This window comes from Mycobacterium seoulense, assembly GCF_010731595.1.
Lineage (GTDB): Bacteria > Actinomycetota > Actinomycetes > Mycobacteriales > Mycobacteriaceae > Mycobacterium > Mycobacterium seoulense.
Window position 1 is genome coordinate 3,321,884 of record NZ_AP022582.1, and the last position, 20,829, is coordinate 3,342,712.

The following is a 20,829-nucleotide window of genomic DNA, read 5'->3' on the forward strand; positions in this document are numbered from 1 at the left end:
AGTCACACGCGGGTGCGACGGGCAAGTTTCGCCTGGTCAACGATGACCAGCGTCTTGCCTTCTCGATAGATCCACCCACGTTGGGTGAAGTCCGAGAGGGCTTTGTTGACCGTTTCGCGCGACGAGCCGACCAGTTGGGCGAGTTCTTTCTGGGTCAGTTCAAGCTGGACGCTGAGCGTCTTTTCGGTGGACGTTCCGAACCGGCTGGTCAGGTCGAGGAGTTGCTTGGCCACCCGGCCCGGCGCATCGGTGAAGATCAAGTCGCACAGCGTGTCGTTGGTGCGCCGCAGCCGCCGCGCCAGCACCCGCAACAGCTGTTGTGCGACGTCAGGGTAGGCGGCGATCCAGGTCCGAAGTGCACGACGATCCATCCGTAGCGCGGTCACGTCGGTCAAGGTCGTCACCGTCGACGTTCTCGGGCCGGGATCGAAGAGGGCGAGCTCGCCGAACATGTCGGTGGGGCCCAGCACGGTAATCAATGTTTCACGGCCGTCGGTTGCTGTCTGATGGATCGTCACTTTGCCTGCCAGCACGATGTACAGGTCGACCCCGGGCTCCCCTTGTGTGAAGACGGTGCATTTCGGCGGGAATGAAACCTGCTGTAGCTCGCCAACCAACGCTGCCGCAGCGTCGGGAGGAACGCCCTGCAGGATTCCGGCTCGCATCAACGCGTCTTGCACTGAAGCACCCCTCTGGTTTGCATCCCAATCTGCTAAAGACTGCCCGGCCGGTGGCCAGTACGCCCGTCGGTCGACATGGGTGGAGCGCAGGCTTGAACTCTCCTGGACGCCTGACCAATTCCAGACCGACATATCGTCGGGCGGGTAGTGGTCGCAGGTCTCGGTGAAATGCGCTGCGAAACCTTTGTTCTTGAAGAATCGCTTCGCCCGACTCGGCCACTTTCACGCGAGCTGCTCGTGAACGCGTCGGTGGCCTTGTGCTCCGAATCGGCCCGCCGGCGGTTGTAGTTCATCGAGTAGAACCTGTCGCTGTGGCCCCGGGGCCCGGGTTGCACCTCAGGTGAGTTGTTCTCATCGTCAACCCTGTAACGCTCGTAGTAGACCGGTTCGACGTCGCGTGCAGTGGCCAGGAGTTGCTCTGCGATGCAGGTGGTCTGGGCATAAGGTGCGAATCAGGTAGTCGTCGGTGGCGCCCGCCACGGTCGCCGAGGCCAACGCCACTGCGTTTGCGAGGGAAGCCACCAATTCAGTGAGCTTGCGCGCCAAAGCCGCGGGTGTCTCCCGCCTACTGAGTAGCCACATCGAAACGCCGCAGCTGATCAGGACAGTAAGTCCCCAGCGCTGCGGCGAGGAACTGCCAGGCTTGCCCGGTGGTGGCGCCATGCGCGAGGTTGCTGCCGACGAATGTGGCTGAAGCATAGACATCCTTGTCGATTCCGCGTTGCAGCCGCTCACAGGTGGTCTTGCCGATCCAGGCGTTGTGGTCCCGCTGCCCGTAGATGCCGTAGGTGTGCAGCTCGTTGCCGAAGTCGGTGTCGGGGTCGGTGGCCGCGGGTGCAGCCACTATCACCGATGTGAGAGTCGTCGCGACGAATGCGGCCAACAACCTCATGGCGTCACTCCGAACGCTGAATCCGTGTGCAAGCGTTCGACTTTGGGCCATGGGGCGGGCAAAGGGCGCACCCGCACCCGCTGCGGCCACCAGTACCACCGCCCCAGCAGGGTGGCGATCGCCGGCGTCATGAACGACCGGACTATCACGGTGTCGAAGATCAATCCCAGGCCGATGGTGGTGCCGACCTGACCGATCACCCGCAGCTCGCCGACCGCCATGGTCATCATCGTGAAGGCGAACAGCATCGCGGCGGCGGTGACCACCGGACCGCTCCCGCCCAGGGTGCGGATAATGCCTGTCCGGACGCCCGCGGTGACTTCCTCCTTCAATCGTGAGATCACCAGCAGGTTGTAGTCAGCGCCTACGGCAAGCTGGATGATCATCGCCATGGGCAGCACCATCCAGTGCAGTTCGAGCCCAATGATGTGCTCCCACAGCAGTACTGAGATGCCGAATGAAGCACACAACGACATCACCACCGCGCCGACGATCACCGCCGCCGCAATAATGGCCCGGGTGATGATCAGCATGATCAGGAAGATCAGCGCGAGCGCGGCGATACCCGCGATCATCAGATCGTACTTCGTGCCGTCGGCCATGTCTTTGAAGGTCGATGCGGTGCCGCCCAGGTAGATTCGTGCCCCCTCCAGCGGTGTGCCCTTGAGCGCCTCTTTGGCGGCTTGCTTGATGGCATCGATCTTCTCGATGCCCTCTGGCGACATCGGATCACCCTCGTGGGCGATGATGAATCGCACCGCGTTCCCGTTCGGGGACACGAATTGCTTGATGCCACGCTTGAAGTCCGCGTTGTCGAAGGCTTCCGGCGGCAAATAGAAGGAGTCGTCGTTCTTTGCTGCGTCGAACGCCTCCCCCATCGCCTGGGAATTCTGCTGCATCTCGGCGGTCTGCTGCTGCATCCCCTTCTGTGTCTGGTACATCGTCAGCATCATCTGCTTGACCGATTTCATCGCGTTGATCATGGCCGGCATCAACGCAACCATCTGCGGCATCAGGGAATTCAGCCGCTCCATGTCCGGGATCAAGTCCTGGATACTGTCGGTCATCGAGTCGATGCCGTCGAGCGCGTCGAACATCGAACGCAACGCCCAGCAGACCGGGATGTCGTAGCAGTGGCGCTCCCAGTAGAGGTAGCTGCGTAGCGGCCGGAAGAAGTCATCGAAATTCGCCAGCTGGTCGCGCACTTGGGCGAGCGTGACGGACATGTCCTTCATCTTGGTCACCATGTTGCTGGTGGTCTCGGCCATCTGGACCGTGATGCCTTGCATCTTCTCCATCGTGTCGATGTTCGTCTGCATGACTGCGGCTTGTTTGAGCATGTCGGCCGTCCGGTCACCTTGGTATTGCTCATTGAGCTTGCTCAACATGCTCTGCTGGGACAGGGCGTAGGGGATCGTGCTGTGGTCGATGGGCTGCCCGTCGGGCCGCGTGATCGTCTGGACGCGCCCGATCCCGGGCACCTTGAACACCGCCTTGGCGATCTTGTTGATCACCAGAAAGTTGGCCGGGTTCCGCAGATCGTGATCCGTCTCGATCATCAGCATCTCCGGGTTGAGCCGGGCCGGGGCGAAGTGCCGCTCGGCTGCTGCGTAGCCCTGGCTCGACGGGATGCTCGCCGGCAGAAACTTACGGTCGTCATAACTCGTTTTGTAGCTGGGCAAAGCGATCAGCCCGATCAGCGAGATCGCCAGGCTGGCAGCCAGAATCGGTCCGGGCCAACGCACCACCGCGGCACCGATCTTGCGCCAGCCGCGCGAGCGCAAAGCACGTTTGGGATCAAGCAGGCCAAACTTGCTTGCCACCACCACTAACGCTGCTCCGAAGGTCATCGCGAACGCGACCATCACGAGCATGCCAATGGCCAACGGCACACCGAGTGTCTGGAAGTACGGCAGCCGAGTGAAGCTCAGGCAGAACGTGGCCCCCGCAATCGTGAGCCCGGAGCCGACGATGACGTGGGCCGTGGTGCCGAACATGGTGTAGTACGCCGATTCTCGATCCTGCCCGAGGCTGCGCGCCTCCTGATAGCGGCCGATCAGGAAGACCGCGTAATCGACCGCGATGGCGATGGCCAGCGTCACCACGAGGCTGGTGGCGAATGTCGAGAGCCCGATGATGTTGTGATAGCCCAGGAATGCGATCGTCCCGCGGACGGTTGCGACGCTGATCCCGAGCGTTGCCATGATCAGCAGGGTCGTGATGATGGAGCGGAAGAACGCCAACAGCATGACCACGATGACCACCATGGTCAGTTTTTCCACGGACTTCATGCTGCTGTGGCCGATCGCTTGCTGCTCGGCGGCCAACGCCGCACCGCCGGTGAGATAGGCCTTCACGCCGGGGGGTGCCGGGATCTGGTCGATGATCTTGTGCACGGCTGCCACCGAGTCGTTGGCCTTGGCCTCGCCCTGGTTGCCAACCAGGTTGATCTGCGCGTACGCGGCCTTTCCGTCGCCGCTTTGCACGCCCGAGGCGGTCAGCGGGTCGCTCCAGAAATCCTGGACGTGCTCGACGTGCGCGGTGTCGGCGCGCAAGGCGGCGACCAGCTTCCCGTAATACTCACGCGCCTGCGGACCCAGCCGGTCCTTACCTTCGAGCACAATCATCGCCGAGCTGTCGGAACTGTATTCCTCGAACACCCGCCCGATCCGTTGCATGGCCACAGCCGCGGGCGCGCCCTTCGGGCTCATCGACACCGAGCGCAACTCACCGACCTTCTCGAGCTGCGGAGTCGAGACGTTCAGGAAGACGGCCAACCCAATCCAGGCAACGATGATCGGCACCGAGAGCTTGCGCATCACCAGCGCGATGCCCCCGAAATGCGCGCGAGGGTGGACCGGCACCCGGAGCTCCTCGGTCACCGCCTCCGACACCGGCGCGCTCATGCCGACTTCACGATGCAGTACGTCTGGGCGTTGTACCCGTCGACTACGCGCTCAGCGCGCAGTTGGTCATCGACATAGACGCGACAGCCGAGGGAGTCGGCATCACCTTGTGCGACCAGCGTCGCGGAGACCGATGGATCTGTTGTGGACAGGGTCAACGACCAGGGCAGGGCGACGTTACTCACCCGCTGCGGAAGCGCTTTGAGGTCGGTGTAGTTGATGTCGACGACCGCACCGGCGGGACCGGAGACCTCGTAACGCACCACCTTTGGGTTGAATCGCTTGGCGTCTCCGGCGAAGTTCATCGGCGCCACCAGCACCGGGTCCGAGCCGAAGATGCTCCGGATCCGGCTGACGGCCACACCACCGAGGGCGATGACCACCACCATCGTCAACGGCAGCCAAACACGTTGGAGCACTTTCAATTCAACCCCTCCCTACGGCCGCATGCCTCCCTCAGCAACAGCCGGTCGGCAGTCTGAACCTATACGATCGTTTGAGTTCAATCAACCGAAGGGTAGAGTATGTGAGCGGGACAACGTCGCCGCCGTCAGGGTGGTCCAAGTCACCATGCGTTCTGGGGGTAACCTGCACGAAAGGAGGCGTTCGGAATGGCCAAACCAGTGGCTGCTCGCGGTTTCGCGCGCGAGCGCGTGCTTGACGCGGCCCTTGAGCTGTTCGCCCAACATGGCATTCGCGGCACTTCCATCCAAATGATCGCCGCGCGGCTCGGCGTTACCAAAGCCTCGGTCTACTACCAATTCCAGTCCAAGGACGACATCGTTCTTGCAGTCGCCGAGCCGATATTCGATGACCTCGCACACATTCAGCGCATCGCCGACATGCTCCCCACGCCGCAAGCGCGCCGCGATGTCGCCCTGAGCGGTGTCGTCGACCTTGTCATCCGACACCGCCAAGTGGCCAACGTCGTCTACGGCGATCCGGTCATGACCGAGCTGATCAACACCCACCCAGATCTCCACCACATTGTCGACAGCTTCACCGATCTGCTGCTCGGCGCTCGAAGAACCGACTCCGATCTGGTGGCCATGACAATGCTCACCGCCGGGATCTATGGATGTGCGGCCGACTCGCGCCTGCGCGGCATCACCGACGACGACCTGCGGGATATGTTGCAGGATATCGTCAAGATCTTCACCGCTGCGCTATCGGCGCACTGCCAAACTGGGCCCCGGTAGCAAGTGGCGCAATAGCGCCGCGCGGCTTTCATCGGCTCAATCCGATCGGCCTCGTGGGTCGGCCCTCACATCCGCTCGGCACCAATAAGAACATTTGTCAGAATCGCCTGCAGCAGCGCAAAGTTCACTCAATCAGTTCGGACGTGACGGGAAATCGATTCCAACCAGATCGCGCCCCGCATATCCGCCACCCTCCACCAGTGCTGGGTCCACCAACCGAAGACGCGTGCTGTCACAAACGCCGCGCGGCAGTGGGTGTGATGGTTTTCACTGCTCTCCGAGAGGGTGCAGATCCTTAGCGCAGCTATATTCTGCTCGTCGTGGTCGACGATCCATTGGTGCGCAACGGCATTGGCAGTGAAGTTGGCGATCTCGCGGAATATGTTCTTGCCGATGGCACTATTGTGCTGCCCGAGGGCGTGACCCTGACTTCATTCCTCGACCGCAACCGGGCGGCTTTCGGCGACCAGCGTTCCTATCGCTTCATCGACTACGCCAGGGTGCGCGACGGCCTCGCCGTCGACCTGAGTTGGAACGATCTATGGTCACAAGTGCGCGCGATTGGCGCCCGGTTGCAACACGTCACCTCGCCCGGTGACCGGGTGGCGATCGTTGCACCGCAAGGTTTGCACTACGTTGCTGCCTTCTTCGCCGCAATCCACGCCGGCAACGTCGCGGTCCCACTTTTCGCGCCGACTCTGTCCGGACACGCCCAGCGGTTAGCGGCAGTGCTGGCAGACGCTCGACCCGCCGCAGTGTTGACCACCACCGCGGCCGCCGAGCCGATCCGCACGTTTATCAGGACGCTGCCACCACAAGCACGTCCGCGATTGATCGCCGTCGATGCAGTCCCAGAATCACTGGGCGCGACATTTTTCGACGTGACCCGTGACAGCGATGATGTGGCGTATCTGCAATACACATCAGGGTCGACGCGCACGCCGGCCGGGGTGGAGATCACCCACCGCGCCGTGTGCACCAACGTCATACAGATGATCCTCGCGGGCGGACTTGACCTCAAAATCCGTAGCGTGAGCTGGCTGCCCCTGTATCACGACATGGGTCTGATAATGATCATGTTCCCCGCACTGTTCGGAGAGTCCATCACGCTGATGGACCCCATGGCCTTCCTCCGGCGGCCCTACCGATGGATCAAGCAGCTGGGCGCTGAGGCCCGGTACGGGCGGACGTTTGCGGCCGCTCCGAACTTCGCCTTCGAACTGACCGCCGAACGTGGTCTCCCCCCACAAGGCGAGACCCTCGACCTGAGCAACGTCGTCTGCCTGCTCAACGGATCCGAGCCGGTGACGATGTCGGCCATCGACAAATTCACCAACGCCTTCGCCCCCTACGGTCTGCCGGCCGCGGCGATCAAGCCGTCCTACGGAATGGCGGAAGCAACCCTCTCGGTGGCCAGCATCGCCCAAGACGCCAAGGCGAGTGCAATCTGTTTGGATCGTGAGCAGCTCGGCGCCGGCCGGGCGATTCCCGTCGCCGCGACAAGCCCAGGCGCCGTCTCCCACGTCTCGTGTGGCCAACCGATCCCCAATCAGTGGGCGGTGATTACCGACACCGACGGGGCCGAAGTTCCCGACCGCATGATCGGGCAAATCTGGTTGCACGGTAATAATATTGGCCGCGGGTACTTCGGCCGCGCAGATGAAACACAGCGCGTATTCGCCAATAAGCTGCAATCGCGACTCCAACACGGCAGCCACGCCGAGGGGGCCCCCGACAACGGATACTGGCTGGCAACCGGAGACCTCGGCGTTTACATCGACGGCGAACTGTATCTCACCGGGCGGATCAAAGACCTCATCATCATCGACGGCCGCAACCACTACCCCCACGACATCGAAACCACGGTCAGCGACGCCTCGGCCGCCATCCGCAGCGGGTACGTCGCCGCGTTCTCCGTTCCCCGCGAGGCGATTGAATCGTCCGATGACCGCACCGGAGAACAGGTCGTCATCGTGGCCGAACGCGCAGCCGGTGCCGGGCGCGCGGACCCTGCCCCGATCCTCAACGCTGTGCGCGCCGCGATCGCACGACAGCATCACATCCGTGTCGCCGACATCAAACTCGTAGCCGCTGGTGCGATTCCCCGCACCACAAGCGGCAAGCTCGCGCGCAACGCCTGCCGGGCCGATTACCTCGCCGGGCGGTTCCACCCCAGCCAAGAATGAGCTCAGACGCATTCAGTTCTCACTTCTTCTGAAGGCGAATCTCCATGGCAACCGACTACGACCAACCACGCTCCAACCCTGAAGACCCAGAAAAGGATTCACTCGGCGTGCTGCGCCTCGCACGCGAAGCTGCCAGGATTCGCTTTTCAGCGAGGACATCGACACCGCCGAACCCTCGAGCTGCCGGGCGCCGACCTCTCCCGTGACGCACTCCAAACCCAGGTTCTCCCTCAACAAGTCGATGAATCTACTTGTGCCCATTGCTATCTGGTGCAGCACAAACGCCGATTGGCCAGCAACATCCATGCCCAACCCATATGCACCGATTGCGACCAACCACCACCCTCACACCCAGGGGCCTCACCGAAACGCCGCTGACGTCCGCACTACTTCGAGCCAAGCCGGGACCTGTCGCGCCGGCGATATCCCCGACCGCATGCCCTCCCGCCGTTCCACGATGGTGCGCGCGGCGCTGGCCAAGATCAGCGCCGATCTTTTCGCCGATCCTGGCCGGTAACAGGCGACGCATGACGGTCAAAGTGGGCGCCACTCACGGCGACAGCTCATGGCTTGATCCCATAACCCTCGCCATCGTCGGCCAGGTAGGTGACCACATACCACCGTCGATGCGGCTCCACGCTGTTGTCGTACTCCTCGGTCGCGGTCGCCCGCTCGAGCCGAACGTCCGTCAGTCCCGGATTGTGCACGCGGACATAGTCTTCGAGCTCGGCGAGCAACGCGTCGCCCGTCAGTGTCGTATCCGCGAGCGCCTTCGCCTCGCGCTTGGCCCAACTCACGCGTTACATCTTGCCCCGGCCAATGCGGCCGGCGGCCGACCCGTGGGGTTAGGTTGCCATCCGACCGTCGAGCACAATGCCCAACCGAACGGCGCCGCCCCTGCGGTGCACGCCCTCGATACGGACCTCGATGTCTGGCCGCCGCGGCTTGCTGGCGGTCGACGTGGCCGGGTTGTCGAAGGTGATCATCGGCGATCTCCTCTCTCGCTAGGCCCCCGCTCTATTCAGGGTGCGACACGTATACCGACTATTGGGGGTGCGACACGATCACGATTAGGGCAAGACGGTGTGCATCAGCATCACGTCGTACGCCGACCACAGCGACAGGTTGAAGTACAGGTCGCGCCCCGACGACCACGGGTGGATCATCGGCGCGTAGATGCCACCCGGCATCGAGAACGACGACACCAGCGGTTGCTCCGGGCTCCACGGCCCCTGCGGGGTCGGGGCGGTGCGTGCCACCACGTCGTTGCTGCCGCCGTTGGTGTAAAGCACCAGATACTGCTTGAGGTAGTTGTTGTACTGGGCCGACATCTCGCCCACCGGCCCCGGGAAGATCGGTGTGGCCGCACCCGGATTGTTCGGGACCCAGCGGCCGCCCTCGTCGCCGTTCCAGTACTGGTACTTGGTGAGGTCGGGCAGCTGACCCGGGGGCACGCGCGACAGGAAGGCCGCGCCACCGCGTCCCGATGGGGTCCCGAACTGGTAGAGGTAACCGTCGTTGCCCTTCATGAACGCACCCATCTGGAAGTTCTCGTTGCCAGGAGTGAACCCGGCTCCCGGGATGGCGTCCGCTGAGGCGGTGCGGATCGAGGTGGGAAAGATCCCCCAGTTCTGGCCGTTGTCGTTGGACCGCGCGATCGCCGAGTAGTTCGTCGACCATTCGCCGTCGCGGCCCCACTGCCGGATGGACATGTAGCTCATGTACTGCGTCCGGCCGATCGCGATGCCGGCGGTGGGAATGATCCCGGTCTCGTGGGCAGCCTTGTGGATGGTGTTGACGACCTGCTTGGACAGGCTCGGCGCCCACACCGGTGAACCCGAGTACCGGTCGTTGGGGACGCCTTCGGCGATGTGGATGCCGTGCGACAGATCATGGTCCGAGCTGCGGAAGAGTGTGTTGTAGCGCCACTGCTGGCCCTTGACCTTGCAGTAGCCGAAGGTGTCACCGAAGGCCATCAGCACCTGGCGGTTCGCCGGATCCCCGTTGTCCCAGGCGATTCCGAGGTCGGTACCGGAGATGCTGAACCGCTGCAGAGTCTTGTTCGGGCCGTCGGGCCCGGTCACCCAGTCGACCAGCGACGTCGGCGCCCCCGCGATCGAGGGGGGCGGCGCCGGCGCGGGTTGCGGCGGCGGGACCGGGGCCGCGTTCGGCTGCAACTGACCGGCGTTCGGCGGCTGTGCGAGGCCGGGGGCCGGCGGATTGGGACCGGGCGGTAACACCTCCGCCTGCGGCCTCATCGGGGCGACCTGCCGAGGGATCGCCGGCTTGAGGAACGACGAGATCAGCGGGCCCAGTTTGGGCAGCGGCGCCTGGTCGTTGGCGTGGCTGGGTCTGCGCCCGGTGGGTGGCTGGACGACCGGCTGGGGTGCGGGCATCGCCGGCGGCGCGGCGGGTGGGTCGACGTTCGCTTCCGGCGCGCCGCATGGGGTGGCATTGGCCGACGGTGCGGGACCGACCACGTAGACGAGTCCGACAGCGGCCGCCGACGCCATCGATAGCGACACACTTCGAAGAATCGCCGACATGTAACACCTTTCGAGCGGCGGGACACCGCATTGACGTCCGCAGTTGGCTCATGTGACGATAGTGATCAGCGCGGCAGTTGTGACTAGTGATGCGACGATAGGTACGCATCCGTGACCGTGTCGCAACGCAGCCCGCCCCCGGTCATCACCCGCCCGATCGCAGTGACCGCGCAGGCGCGTGCCTGACCGCCACGGAGCATCTCGCCGAACACCGTGCGATGGGCCCCTGGGGCCAGGTACGCTCCCATCCGCCAGCACACCCGTCATCGCCGTCGGCTAGCGCTGCGGCCAACCCCGGCAAACACGGCCCGGCTGCCCGGGTGCGCGGCCCGCCAAGGAGGGCGACCGATGACTGTGCGTAATGATCTGCGCGGCAAGCTGATCCAAAGCCCAGCGTATCTTCGCCGCGTGGTCGCCGCGTCCATGGCGGGCACGGTGGTGGAATGGTACGAATTCTTCCTCTACGGCACCGCCGCCACCCTGGTCTTCAGCAAAGTGTTCTTCCCCCGGGGCGGCAACGAGCTCGACGCGATCCTGGCCGCCTTCGTGACCTATGCGGTGGGCTTCGCCGCCCGCCCCCTCGGCGGCATCGTCTTCGGCCAGTTCGGCGACCGGTACGGCCGAAAAAAACTGCTGCAGCTCAGCCTGCTGCTGGTCGGCGTCTCCACGTTCGCGATGGGCTGCCTGCCCACCTTCGCCCAGATCGGCTACTGGGCCCCGGCGTTGCTGGTGGTGCTGCGCTTCCTGCAGGGCTTCGCCGTCGGCGGCGAGTGGGGCGGGGCGATCCTGCTGGTCGCCGAGCACAGCCCGAAGTCCCACCGCGGGTTCTGGGCCAGCTGGCCGCAGGCCGGCGTCCCCGGCGGGAACATGCTCGCCACCGTGGTGCTGCTGGTGCTCACCTCGACGCTCTCGGATGCGGCGTTCCTGGGCTGGGGCTGGCGCGTGGGGTTCTGGCTGTCCGCGGTCGTGGTCCTGATCGGTTACTACATCCGCACCAAGGTGACCGACGCGCCGATCTTCTACGAAGCGCAGCGTCAGGACGACCGCATCAACGCCAGCCGCCTCGGAGTTATCGAGGTGCTAAAGCGCTATCCGCGTGGCGTTTTCACCGCCATGGGCATGCGCCTCGGCGAGAACACCATGTACTACCTCGTCGTCACCTTCTCCATCACCTATCTGAAGGTCCACGTGCACGCCGACACCAAGACGATCCTGTGGTGGCTGCTGGCCGCGCACGCCGTCCACTTCGCCGTCATCCCGCTGGCCGGCAGCCTCAGCGATCGATTGGGCAGGCGGCCAATCTATTTCATCGGCGCGCTCTGCGCGTGCACCTGGGGCTTCTTCGCGTTCCCGATGATGAACAGCGGACGCAACGCCGTCATCATGTCGGCGATCGTCATCGGTCTGGTCTTTCACGGCCTGATGTACGCGGTCCAGCCGGCGGCCATGGCCGAGATGTTCCCCACCCGCATGCGGTATTCGGGGGTTTCCCTCGGTTACCAGGTCACCTCGATCTTGGCCGGTTCGCTGGCGCCGATCATCGCGGTTCGCCTGCTCGAGACCTACCGGTCCGCGGTGCCCATCGCGTGGTACCTGGCCGCAACCGCCGCGGTGAGCGCCCTGGCCGTCCTCGCCGCCGCCGAGACCAAGGGCATCGACTTGGCCGCCCTCGACTCCGCCGACGCCCGCAGACAACGGACCGATGCGGCGCTCCGATCGGACGGCAGCGAGCTCGTCGAGGGCGCCATCTGAACCCGTGTGCGACGCCGTCACGCGTAACCCGCATGTTTGTCCGCCGCGGTACGGGGCAATGTTCCATGAGAGGCGCACGCGTCGGCCGGCCTTCGCGTTCGCCTAGGTCCCGTCGGTTCAGCCCGAGAGCCGACGGGGCCGCCCTCATTTTGCGGGCCCTCCTTAACCATGACCCGCTCGCGGATACGACCCAACGACGAGGCCGTCCAGGAGTAGCCTGCGGCGTATGGATGGCTCAGCCGGCATCTGGATCCTGGGCGGCCGCCAAACCGATTTCGCCCGCAACCTCACCAGAGAGGGCCGCGACTTCGCCGCCCTGACCGCCGAGATCGTCGAGGCCACGCTGGCCTCGGCCAAGATCAACGCCGCCGACATCGAAGTGGTCCACGTGGCGAACGCCTTCGGTGAGATGTTCGCCCGCCAGGGTCACCTCGGGGCGATGCCCGCGACGGTCTGCCCCGATCTCTGGGACACCCCGGCCTCCCGGCACGAGGCCGCGTGCGCGTCGGGCAGCGTCGCCGCCCTGTCCGCGATGGCCGATCTGCGGTCCGGTGCCTATGACACCGCGCTGGTGGTGGGCATCGAGCTCGAGAAGACCGTGCCCGGTGACACCGCGGCGCAACACCTGGGAGCGGCAGCGTGGACGGGTCACGAGGGGGCCGACGCGCGGTACGTGTGGCCGTCGATGTTCGCCACGGTCGCCGACGAATACGACCGACGCTACGGCTTGGACGACGCACATCTGCGCGCCATTGCGCAGCTGAACTTCGCGAACGCCCGGCGTAACCCCAACGCTCAGACCCGGGCATGGACGGTCCCGGACCCCATCACGGACGACGACACCACCAACCCCGTCACCGAGGGCCGGTTGCGGCGCTTTGACTGCAGCCAAATGACCGACGGTGCCGCAGGATTGGTGTTGGTCGGGGATGCCTATCTGCGCGATCACCCGGATGCGCGCCCGATCGGCCGCATCGAGGGTTGGGGGCACCGGACGGTGGGGCTGGGCCTGCGGCAGAAGCTGGACCGAGCCGCGGACGACCCCTACATCCTTCCGCACGTGCGGGCCGCGGTGCACGATGCGTTGCGGCGCGCCCGGCTGACGCTCGACCACGTCGACGGCTACGAGGTGCACGACTGTTTCACGCCCAGCGAGTACCTGGCCATCGACCACATCGGGTTGACCGGCCCCGGTGAGTCCTGGAAGGCCATCGAAAACGGCGAGATCGAGCTCGGCGGCCGGCTCCCCATCAATCCCAGCGGCGGCCTCATCGGCGGCGGCCACCCGGTCGGGGCCTCCGGCGTGCGCATGCTGCTCGACGCGGCCAAACAGGTCAGTGGCGCGGCCGGCGAGTATCAGGTCGACGGGGCGAGGACGTTCGGCACCCTCAATTTCGGCGGCAGCACCGCCACCACCGTGAGTTTCGTTGTCGCCACGGCGGAAGGCGCGCGACATGGACGTTGAGCTCGTCGGCAAGTTCTTGTCCACACTGCCCGAAGACGACGACCACCCCTACCGCACCGGGCCGTGGCGTCCCCAGACCACCGAGTGGAACACCGACGACCTCACCGCCGTGGAAGGGCAGATCCCGCACGACCTGGATGGCATCTACCTGCGGAACACCGAAAATCCGCTGCACCCCGCCCTGAAGACGTATCACCCCTTCGACGGCGACGGCATGCTGCACATCGTCGGATTCCGCGATGGAAAAGCCTTCTATCGCAACCGCTTTGTGCGCACCGACGGCTTCCTGGCGGAGAACGAGGCCGGTGAGCCACTCTGGCCGGGGCTGGCCGAGCCCGTGCAGTTGGCCAAGCGCAAGGACGGCTGGGGCGCTCGCACCCTGATGAAGGACGCGTCGAGCACCGACGTCATCGTGCACCGGGGCGTCGCGCTGACCAGCTTCTACCAGTGCGGCGACCTCTACCGCGTCAATCCGTGGTCGGGTGAAACCCTGGGCAAGGAGACCTGGAACGGGCGCTTCCCCACCGAGTGGGGTGTGTCCGCGCACCCGAAGGTGGACAGCAGAACCGGTGAACTGCTGTTCTTCAATTACAGCAAGCGCGACCCGTACATGCGCTACGGCGTGGTCGACGAGAACGGCGAGCTCGTCCACTACGTCGACATCCCCCTGCCCGGGCCGCGGCTGCCGCACGACATGGCATTCACCGAGAACTATGTGATTCTCAACGACTTTCCGTTGTTCTGGGACCCCGTCCTGCTCGAGCAGGACGTGCACCTGCCGGGCTTTCACCCCGACCTGCCGTCGCGTTTCGCGGTCCTGCCCCGCCGCGGCGGAACCGGGGACATCCGATGGTTCGAGGCGGACCCCACGTTCGTGTTGCACTTCGTCAACGCCTACGAGGACGGTGACGAGATCGTGCTCGACGGCTTCTTCGAGGGCGACCCTTCGCCGATTGACCACGGTGGCACCAAGTGGGACAAGCTGTTCCGGTTCCTGGCGCTGGATCGGCTGCAATCCCGGCTGCACCGGTGGCGTTTCAACCTGGCCACCGGCGCCGTGCGCGAGGAGCGGCTGTCGGAGTCGGTCACCGAGTTCGGGACCATCAACCCCGACTACGCCGCAAGCGACTACCGCTACGCCTATGCCGCCACGGGCAAACCGGGCTGGTTCCTTTTCGACGGGCTGGTCAAACACGATCTGCGCACCGGTAGCCAACAGGAATTCTCCTTCGGCGACGGCGTCTACGGCAGCGAGACGGCGATGGCGCCGCGGCGCGGTGCCACCGGCGAGTGCCACCGGCGAGGACGACGGCTACCTGATCACCTTGACCACCGACATGAATACCGACGCCTCGTATTGCGTGGTTCTCGACGCCGCGCGCGTGGCCGACGGCCCGGTATGCAGAATTCAACTGCCGGAGCGCATTTCCAGCGGCACCCATGCGACGTGGGCGCCCGGCGAGCAGCTCCGGCGCTGGGACACCGCGGAGTCGGCGGCGACCGCGGTCGGGCTGTGATGGACGTCCACAAGCCCCGCCGGACCACGCACTGGCCGATGCAGCTGGCGTCGATCGGCGGCATTCGCTTCGCGCGCCGGTCGTCGAACTTCCAAGAGGCGGTGCGGTTTTACCGCGAGCTGGTGGGGTTGCCGCTCTACGAGACGTTCGGCGACAGCTACGGCAGCAACGGCGCGATCTTCGGCCTGCCCAGCTGGAACCTGACCCTGGAGATCGTGGAATCCGTCGAGCCCGTCGCGGTGGACCCCCACGAACAGCTGTGCCTGTACTTCCCCGACCGGCAGGCGCAGCAGGCGGCGATCGTCCGCCTGCAAGCGGCGGGCATCGAACCGGTCGAACAGCATCCGTACTGGGAGGCGACGGGCGCGATCACCTACCGCGACCCCGACGGCCGCGAAATCGTGTTCGCCCCGTTCGTGTTCGGCGTCAACGAGCCCGCCGACAGCTCCGCGTCGGGGACACACGAGTTCCCGTCGCCGTAGAGACCTCAGCGACCGGACCGACCGGAAGCCAGCGCCGCGACGACGGCGGCGATCGAACACACCACCGCACAGACCGCCGCGATCGCGGCGACGTAGAGGCCGTATTGGGCCGACACCGGCGGATTGACGTTGAGCTTGTAGTACCACACCGTCAGGGCGACGATGAGCAAGGAAATCACCAGCGCCGCAACCGAAGCGAGCCGCACCGCCAGGCCGCGACCCACCATCGCCCCGGTCACCAGCAGCGCCGAGGACAACAGCACGATGAGCTGGCCGGCGCCGAACCCCCGCGGAAGTTCCAAGTTGCCGTGAGCGCCCCCGATGCCGCTGGCCCAGCCCCCGCCGTTGACCGCCGTCGTCAGCCAGGGCAGCCACGCGCTGGCCGAGATCACCAGCGCGAAAAGCGCCACCAGCCAACCAGGGCGCAGCCGGCGAGTCATGTCAGCGAGATTAGCCGACCGGGGACCGGCCCCGTGGGCGTCACGCTAGCGTGGCGCTGCTCGGTCAGCGGTGGCCGCCGCCGGAACCGTTCATGCCGGGGTCGGGCCGAGTGAACACCGTGACGAAGTTCTGCAGCGACGTGTCGATGTCGCCGCGCAGCGCGGCGGCGACGATCATGCCGATCGGCCCGAACAGTGCCGGGCCACCGAGGTGGACGTCGAAGCTGACGACGGAGCCCTCCTCGGCGGGCTGAACTTTGGCCATGAGTTTGACCTTGACGCCACCGACGCCGTCGCCGTTGAGCGTCATGCCCTCCGGTGGCTTGTACCGAACGACCGTCCACCTGATCCGGTTGTACATGCCCTTGACTTCGACGATCGACTCCACGACCGTGCCCTTGTCGATGTCGTCGGGCAGTGTGCTGCGCCACACCCGGTGGATGGTCAGCCAGTCCTTGTACCGGGACAGGTCGGAGGCATGCTTCCAGGCCACCTCGGGTGGCAGCGGGACGTCGATGGATCCGGAGAGTTTCGCCATGAGCTCAGTCCTGGTGGTCGCCTTGTGCCGCCGATTCGGCCGCCTTCTTGGCCTGTTCCTGCACTTTGTGGATGGTGTCGGAGTACTTGCCCTGCGTCTTGTCGTCGACGAATTCGCCGGCCTTGTCGATCGCCGTCTCGACCTTGTCGGCGTTCTGCGACAACAGTTCTTTGGCCTTGTCCAGGAATCCCATGTACCCGTCCTTTCCCCGCCGAAATCCTACTTGCCCGGTGAAAGCCGGCCGGCGGGCGATCCGAGTGGTCAGCGCCACAACCGCGGGTGCACGCCCAGGATCCGGGCGCGGATCCACCACATCGCCTCGACCGCGGCGGCACCCAGGACGCCGACCCCCACGGCGGCCGACGTCACCGCCACATTGGACGGGTCGAGCAAGAATGCCTTGCGGGCCAGCGGCAGGCTGAAGATCACCACGTAGGCCAGGCCGGACCCGGCGACCAGCGCGATCCGCCACCACTGGTAGGGGCGCGCGACCACCGCGAGCACCCACAGCGCCGTCATCAGCAGCGTGATCAGCGCCGCGGTGGACGCCTGCTCCTGTTGCTGGAACGTCGCGTGCCGGCCGTGGTAGGCCAGCAGGTAGGAGGCGAAGGTTGCGGTGCCGACGATCAGCCCGGAGGGCAGCGCCGAACTGAGCACCCGCCGCACGAAGCCGGGATTGGCGCGTTCGTTGTTGGGGGCGAGCGACAGGATGAACGCCGGGATCCCGATGGTGAACCACGCGGCGATGGTGACGTGGATCGGCTGGAACGGGTACAGCAAGGGATCGGCCTTGAGCGGCTTGGCGAACAGGCACTCGATGCCGACCAGCAGCGCCAGCAGCACCGAGTAGACGGTCTTGGTCAAGAACAGGTTGGCGACCCGCTCGATGTTGCCGATCACCCGACGGCCCTCGCCGACGACATACGGGAGGGTGGCAAACCTATTGTCCAGCAACACGATCTGCGCGACGGCTCGCGACGCCGGGCTGCCGGCGCCCATCGCCACACCGATGTCGGCATCTTTGAGCGCCAGCACGTCGTTGACGCCGTCGCCGGTCATCGCGACGGTGTGCCCGTGCGACTGCAGGGCGTGCACGATCGCCCGCTTCTGGTCCGGCCGCACCCGGCCGAAGGTCGTGTAGGTGTCCAGCGTGTCGGCCAGTTGCGTGGCGTCCGACGGCAGCCGGCGCGCGTCCATCGTCTCGCCGCGCAGCCCGAGCTTTCCGGCGACCGCGCCGACCGACACCGCGTTGTCGCCGGAGATCACCTTCACCGAAACACCTTGCTCGGCAAAGTAATCCAGCGTTTGCGCGGCGTCCGGGCGCACCCTCTGCTCGAGGACCACCAGCGCGACGGGTGTGACGCGGCCCGGCGCGCCCGGGTGGTCGACGGCCACGTCACCGGTGCCCACGAGCAGCACCCGCAACCCCTGCGCGCCGATCCGCTCGGCTTGTTCGGCAGCCGCCGACGCCGGCTCGAGCAGCACATCCGGCGCCCCGATCACCCAGTTGCCGCGCTCGCCGAAGGACACCCCGCTCCACTTGGTGGCCGACTTGAACGGCGCGGTCGCCGTGGCGATCCAGTCGGGTGGCCGTTGATAGGCCTCGGCGATCGCCTGCATGCTGGCGTTGGGTCGCGGGTCGGCGGCGGCCAACGCCGCCAACGCGTCGGTGACCGTGTGCTGCTGTGCCGCTTCGAGTTCCTCGACACGCGCGACGCGCATGCCGTTTTCGGTCAGGGTGCCCGTCTTGTCCGCGCAGACCACGTCGACCCGGGCGAGCCCCTCGATGGCGGGCAGCTCCTGCACCAGGCATCGACGCTGGCCGAGCCGGATCACCCCGACGGCGAACGCGACCGACGTCAGCAGCACAAGGCCTTCGGGCACCATCGGCACCAGCGCACCCACCGTCCGCAGCACCGACTGCCGCCAGCCCACGTGGGTGGTGAACATTTGGGTGTAGATCGTCAGCAGACCGGCTGGCACCAGCAGGTAGGTGATGAACTGCAGGATCCGGTTGATGCCGTTGCGCAGTTCGGATTTGACCAGGGTGAACCTGCTGGCCTCCTCGGCGAGCCTGGCGGCGTAGGCCTGCGGCCCGACCTTCGTGGCGCGGTAGGCACCCGACCCGGCGACGACGAAGCTCCCCGACATCACCACATCGCCGGGGGCTTTGGCGACCGGGTCGGCCTCGCCGGTCAGCAGCGACTCGTCGACCTCGAGACTCGTCTCCTCGACGATCTGACCGTCGACCACGACTTGGTCGCCCGGTCCCAGTTCGATGATGTCGTCGAGCACCACTTCGGCAGGCAACCGGGTTTGGGTCCCGGAATGCCTGCGCACCAACGGTTTCGCCTGCCCGACGATGGCCAACGCGTCCAGCGTCCGTTTGGCCCGGATCTCCTGGACCATGCCGATGACGCTGTTGGCGACGATGAGCAGGCCGAACATCCCGTTGATCAGCGAGCCCGTCGCGAGCACGATCAGCAGCAACACCCCCAGGATCGCGTTGATCCGGGTGAAGACGTTGGCCCGCACGATGTCCGGGATGCTGCGGGTGGCGCGCTCCCGGACCGCGTTGCTCTTGCCTTCGGCGACCCGCTGCGCAACCTCGGCGTCGGTCAGTCCGGCGATCATCGGGTGAACGTTCCCAGCTTGTCCGAGTCGTAGTACTCCAGGTTCAAGGTAGTGGCCGGCGAACCGGAAAACGTGGCCTTGGAAATCGTTCCGGGTGGGGCGTTTTCGTCGGTCAATCCGAAGGTGAAGGTGTCGCCGTCCCAATGCGTCAGGGTGACCATCCGGTTCTTCGGGCCCATCGCAATGTGCAGCGCGCCGTCATGCTCGGTGACGACGGCCGGGCCCCAGTAGTCGCTGGCGTAGACGCCGGCGTAATCGCCGAGCGGCCTGGCCGGGGCCGGGTTGGCCGGTGGCTGCTTGCCGACCAGCGAGCCCTCCGGATTGTTCAGCCAGCCGATCGCCTTCTGGTACAGGGCTCCCCAGTCCTCGCGGATTTGGCCGTACTCGACGAGATCCATGAATTCGGCGGTCAGCGTTTCGGGGATGCCGTAGGGCGCGCCATTCGTCAGCGCGACGATGCCCAGGTCCTCCGAGGGCATGACCACGAAGTTCGTCGCGGCCCCCAGATCGAAGGCGCCGGAATGGCTGTATTCGGTGCGCCCCGAGGAATCCACCGAGGCGTTGAACCCGTATCCGTAGAACCCGGTGCGCGCCTTGGGTGTGGTCGCGGGCGCCGAGACCATCTGCGGGCTGGTGGCGGCCAGCAGGGATTCCGGTGAGGCGATCCGCCGGCCGTCGTAAGTTCCGTTGCCCAGCAACATCATCAACCAGCGGGCCATGTCGTTGACCGACGAGCTCACGCCGCCCGCGGGCGACTGGGGATCCGGGTCCCGCTGGAATCGAGCCTCCCACTTGCCGGCCGTCTTGACGTGATTGACCGCGCGGTTGGGCCTTGCGACGAAGTCGGCGAAGCGCGAGCTGGTCGACGTCATTCCCAGGGGGCGGTAGAGCACCTCGTCGGACAGGTCCTCCCACGACTTGCCCGCGGCGGCGGCCACCGCCTCGGCGGCGGCGGTCACGCCGTAGTTGGTGTAGGCATAGCTGATCCGAAAGGGCCCCAGCGGCAGGTACTTCAGCCGTTCGAGGGTCTGACGACGGTCGTAGCCCAGGTCTTCCAGTTTGTCACCGGCGTGGTCGGGCAGCCCGGAGCGATGCGAGTACAGGTCGCCGACGGTGACATGGCTGGTGACGTAGGGATCGCCGAGGATGAACCACGGCAGCTTGGACGCCACCGGGGTGTCCCATGCGACGACGTTGTCGCTGACCTCGTGCGCGACCACCGTCGAACCGACCGATTTGGACACCGAGGCCAGCTGGAAGACGGTGTCGGCGTCCACCCGGTTGTCCTGCCCCTGCCCCTTGGTCGCGTCCTTGACGCCGAATCCCTTGGCGTACAGCACCTTTCCCCCGTGCACGATGGCGACGGCCATTCCCGGGACGCCGGTGCTCTTCATCAGGTCGCCGACCAGGCCATCGACCTTTGCGACCGCCTCGTCGATGCGCCCGGCGGGAATCGCCACACCGGACACCTCGTTGGGCGGTGCGTCGGAGAGCGCGGGCGGGCTGGACACCGGTTGCGCGGGCCCACATCCGGTCATGCCCAGCAGCACGGTGACAGCGGCCGCGGCCGCGCGTTTCGTCATGGCGGAACT

At 65.7% G+C, this 20,829-nt stretch carries 17 protein-coding genes and 3 pseudogenes; 7 read left to right on the top strand and 13 right to left on the bottom strand.

Annotation, left to right across the window (positions count from 1 at the left end; genetic code table 11):
• Window positions 1–2 precede the first annotated feature (2 nt).
• The 5 genes and pseudogenes from G6N37_RS15180 to G6N37_RS15200 all read right to left on the bottom strand — a co-directional run.
• Window positions 3–890 (bottom strand): annotated as a pseudogene (locus G6N37_RS15180) (DUF5078 domain-containing protein); the annotation flags it as partial.
• 86 nt (window positions 891–976) lie between these two features.
• Window positions 977–1,105 (bottom strand): annotated as a pseudogene (locus tag G6N37_RS26460) (DUF5078 domain-containing protein); the annotation flags it as partial.
• 140 nt (window positions 1,106–1,245) lie between these two features.
• Window positions 1,246–1,572, bottom strand: coding sequence for a DUF732 domain-containing protein (locus G6N37_RS15190; RefSeq protein WP_163681533.1), 327 nt, complete (start codon window positions 1,570–1,572; stop codon window positions 1,246–1,248).
• Complete coding sequence (locus G6N37_RS15195) at window positions 1,569–4,478, bottom strand: MMPL/RND family transporter (RefSeq protein ID WP_163681535.1); 2,910 nt, start codon at window positions 4,476–4,478, stop codon at window positions 1,569–1,571. The genes G6N37_RS15190 and G6N37_RS15195 overlap by 4 nt, the downstream gene beginning before the upstream one ends.
• Entirely contained in the window at window positions 4,475–4,867 is a 393-nt protein-coding gene (locus tag G6N37_RS15200; protein ID WP_067926027.1) for an MmpS family transport accessory protein, read from the bottom strand. Before G6N37_RS15200 ends, G6N37_RS15195 begins: the two co-directional genes overlap by 4 nt.
• Window positions 4,868–5,089: 222 nt before the next feature.
• Between G6N37_RS15200 and G6N37_RS15205 the strand changes: the two genes are divergently transcribed.
• The 3 genes from G6N37_RS15205 (at window position 5,090) to G6N37_RS15215 (ending at window position 8,241) form a co-directional block, all read left to right on the top strand.
• Window positions 5,090–5,677: a TetR/AcrR family transcriptional regulator gene (locus tag G6N37_RS15205; RefSeq protein ID WP_102419644.1), complete on the top strand. Its 588-nt coding sequence runs from the start codon at window positions 5,090–5,092 to the stop codon at window positions 5,675–5,677.
• Between the two features lie 338 nt (window positions 5,678–6,015).
• On the top strand, window positions 6,016–7,863 hold the full coding sequence (locus tag G6N37_RS15210; protein WP_068055130.1) for a fatty acyl-AMP ligase: 1,848 nt from the start codon (window positions 6,016–6,018) through the stop codon (window positions 7,861–7,863).
• 180 nt (window positions 7,864–8,043) lie between these two features.
• Window positions 8,044–8,241 (top strand): DUF4193 family protein, encoded by a 198-nt coding sequence (locus tag G6N37_RS15215; RefSeq protein ID WP_232075554.1) that lies wholly within the window; start codon window positions 8,044–8,046, stop codon window positions 8,239–8,241.
• A 185-nt stretch (window positions 8,242–8,426) separates the two neighbouring features.
• Here G6N37_RS15215 and G6N37_RS15220 read toward each other — a convergent pair whose 3' ends face one another.
• The 3 genes from G6N37_RS15220 to G6N37_RS15230 form a co-directional block, all read right to left on the bottom strand.
• Window positions 8,427–8,660: a hypothetical protein gene (locus G6N37_RS15220; RefSeq protein WP_068055090.1), complete on the bottom strand. Its 234-nt coding sequence runs from the start codon at window positions 8,658–8,660 to the stop codon at window positions 8,427–8,429.
• A gap of 48 nt (window positions 8,661–8,708) precedes the next feature.
• Complete coding sequence (locus G6N37_RS15225) at window positions 8,709–8,849, bottom strand: hypothetical protein (RefSeq protein ID WP_156751819.1); 141 nt, start codon at window positions 8,847–8,849, stop codon at window positions 8,709–8,711.
• A gap of 84 nt (window positions 8,850–8,933) precedes the next feature.
• Complete coding sequence (locus G6N37_RS15230; RefSeq protein ID WP_102419642.1) at window positions 8,934–10,409, bottom strand: DUF4185 domain-containing protein; 1,476 nt, start codon at window positions 10,407–10,409, stop codon at window positions 8,934–8,936.
• Window positions 10,410–10,757: 348 nt separating this feature from the next.
• On the opposite strand from G6N37_RS15230, the gene G6N37_RS15235 reads away from it, so the two are divergent.
• The 4 genes and pseudogenes from G6N37_RS15235 (at window position 10,758) to G6N37_RS15250 (ending at window position 15,625) form a co-directional block, all read left to right on the top strand.
• On the top strand, window positions 10,758–12,161 hold the full coding sequence (locus tag G6N37_RS15235) for an MFS transporter (protein ID WP_102419641.1): 1,404 nt from the start codon (window positions 10,758–10,760) through the stop codon (window positions 12,159–12,161).
• 226 nt (window positions 12,162–12,387) lie between these two features.
• Entirely contained in the window at window positions 12,388–13,626 is a 1,239-nt protein-coding gene (locus tag G6N37_RS15240; RefSeq protein ID WP_102419640.1) for an acetyl-CoA acetyltransferase, read from the top strand.
• Window positions 13,616–15,143 (top strand): annotated as a pseudogene (locus tag G6N37_RS15245) (carotenoid oxygenase family protein). Before G6N37_RS15240 ends, G6N37_RS15245 begins: the two are co-directional and overlap by 11 nt.
• Window positions 15,143–15,625 carry a VOC family protein gene (locus G6N37_RS15250; RefSeq protein WP_067926053.1) on the top strand — a complete coding sequence of 161 codons (483 nt, stop codon included), beginning with the start codon at window positions 15,143–15,145 and terminating at the stop codon, window positions 15,623–15,625. Before G6N37_RS15245 ends, G6N37_RS15250 begins: the two are co-directional and overlap by 1 nt.
• Window positions 15,626–15,630: 5 nt before the next feature.
• Here G6N37_RS15250 and G6N37_RS15255 read toward each other — a convergent pair whose 3' ends face one another.
• The 5 genes from G6N37_RS15255 to G6N37_RS15275 form a co-directional block, all read right to left on the bottom strand.
• Window positions 15,631–16,065, bottom strand: coding sequence for a hypothetical protein (locus G6N37_RS15255; protein WP_102419638.1), 435 nt, complete (start codon window positions 16,063–16,065; stop codon window positions 15,631–15,633).
• 64 nt (window positions 16,066–16,129) lie between these two features.
• Window positions 16,130–16,603, bottom strand: coding sequence for a type II toxin-antitoxin system Rv0910 family toxin (locus G6N37_RS15260; RefSeq protein WP_067926058.1), 474 nt, complete (start codon window positions 16,601–16,603; stop codon window positions 16,130–16,132).
• A 4-nt stretch (window positions 16,604–16,607) separates the two neighbouring features.
• Window positions 16,608–16,796, bottom strand: coding sequence for an antitoxin (locus G6N37_RS15265; RefSeq protein WP_163681539.1), 189 nt, complete (start codon window positions 16,794–16,796; stop codon window positions 16,608–16,610).
• Window positions 16,797–16,864: 68 nt separating this feature from the next.
• The gene (locus tag G6N37_RS15270; protein ID WP_163681541.1) at window positions 16,865–19,237 is read right to left on the bottom strand and encodes a cation-translocating P-type ATPase; all 2,373 of its coding nucleotides are present in this window, start codon (window positions 19,235–19,237) and stop codon (window positions 16,865–16,867) included.
• Window positions 19,234–20,820 (bottom strand): serine hydrolase, encoded by a 1,587-nt coding sequence (locus G6N37_RS15275; protein WP_163681543.1) that lies wholly within the window; start codon window positions 20,818–20,820, stop codon window positions 19,234–19,236. The genes G6N37_RS15270 and G6N37_RS15275 overlap by 4 nt, the downstream gene beginning before the upstream one ends.
• Between the last annotated feature and the right edge of the window lie 9 nt (window positions 20,821–20,829).

Coding starts and splice junctions, on each gene's coding strand:
- G6N37_RS15195 (WP_163681535.1), bottom strand. CDS start 4,478: ATGAGCGCGCCGGTGTCGGAGGCGGTGACCGAGGAGCTCCGGGTGCCG.
- G6N37_RS15260 (WP_067926058.1), bottom strand. CDS start 16,603: ATGGCGAAACTCTCCGGATCCATCGACGTCCCGCTGCCACCCGAGGTG.
- G6N37_RS15275 (WP_163681543.1), bottom strand. CDS start 20,820: ATGACGAAACGCGCGGCCGCGGCCGCTGTCACCGTGCTGCTGGGCATG.
- G6N37_RS15235 (WP_102419641.1), top strand. CDS start 10,758: ATGACTGTGCGTAATGATCTGCGCGGCAAGCTGATCCAAAGCCCAGCG.
- G6N37_RS15240 (WP_102419640.1), top strand. CDS start 12,388: ATGGATGGCTCAGCCGGCATCTGGATCCTGGGCGGCCGCCAAACCGAT.
- G6N37_RS15250 (WP_067926053.1), top strand. CDS start 15,143: ATGGACGTCCACAAGCCCCGCCGGACCACGCACTGGCCGATGCAGCTG.
- G6N37_RS15255 (WP_102419638.1), bottom strand. CDS start 16,065: ATGACTCGCCGGCTGCGCCCTGGTTGGCTGGTGGCGCTTTTCGCGCTG.
- G6N37_RS15265 (WP_163681539.1), bottom strand. CDS start 16,796: ATGGGATTCCTGGACAAGGCCAAAGAACTGTTGTCGCAGAACGCCGAC.
- G6N37_RS15230 (WP_102419642.1), bottom strand. CDS start 10,409: ATGTCGGCGATTCTTCGAAGTGTGTCGCTATCGATGGCGTCGGCGGCC.
- G6N37_RS15205 (WP_102419644.1), top strand. CDS start 5,090: ATGGCCAAACCAGTGGCTGCTCGCGGTTTCGCGCGCGAGCGCGTGCTT.
- G6N37_RS15270 (WP_163681541.1), bottom strand. CDS start 19,237: ATGATCGCCGGACTGACCGACGCCGAGGTTGCGCAGCGGGTCGCCGAA.
- G6N37_RS15225 (WP_156751819.1), bottom strand. CDS start 8,849: ATGATCACCTTCGACAACCCGGCCACGTCGACCGCCAGCAAGCCGCGG.
- G6N37_RS15200 (WP_067926027.1), bottom strand. CDS start 4,867: ATGGTGGTGGTCATCGCCCTCGGTGGTGTGGCCGTCAGCCGGATCCGG.
- G6N37_RS15190 (WP_163681533.1), bottom strand. CDS start 1,572: ATGAGGTTGTTGGCCGCATTCGTCGCGACGACTCTCACATCGGTGATA.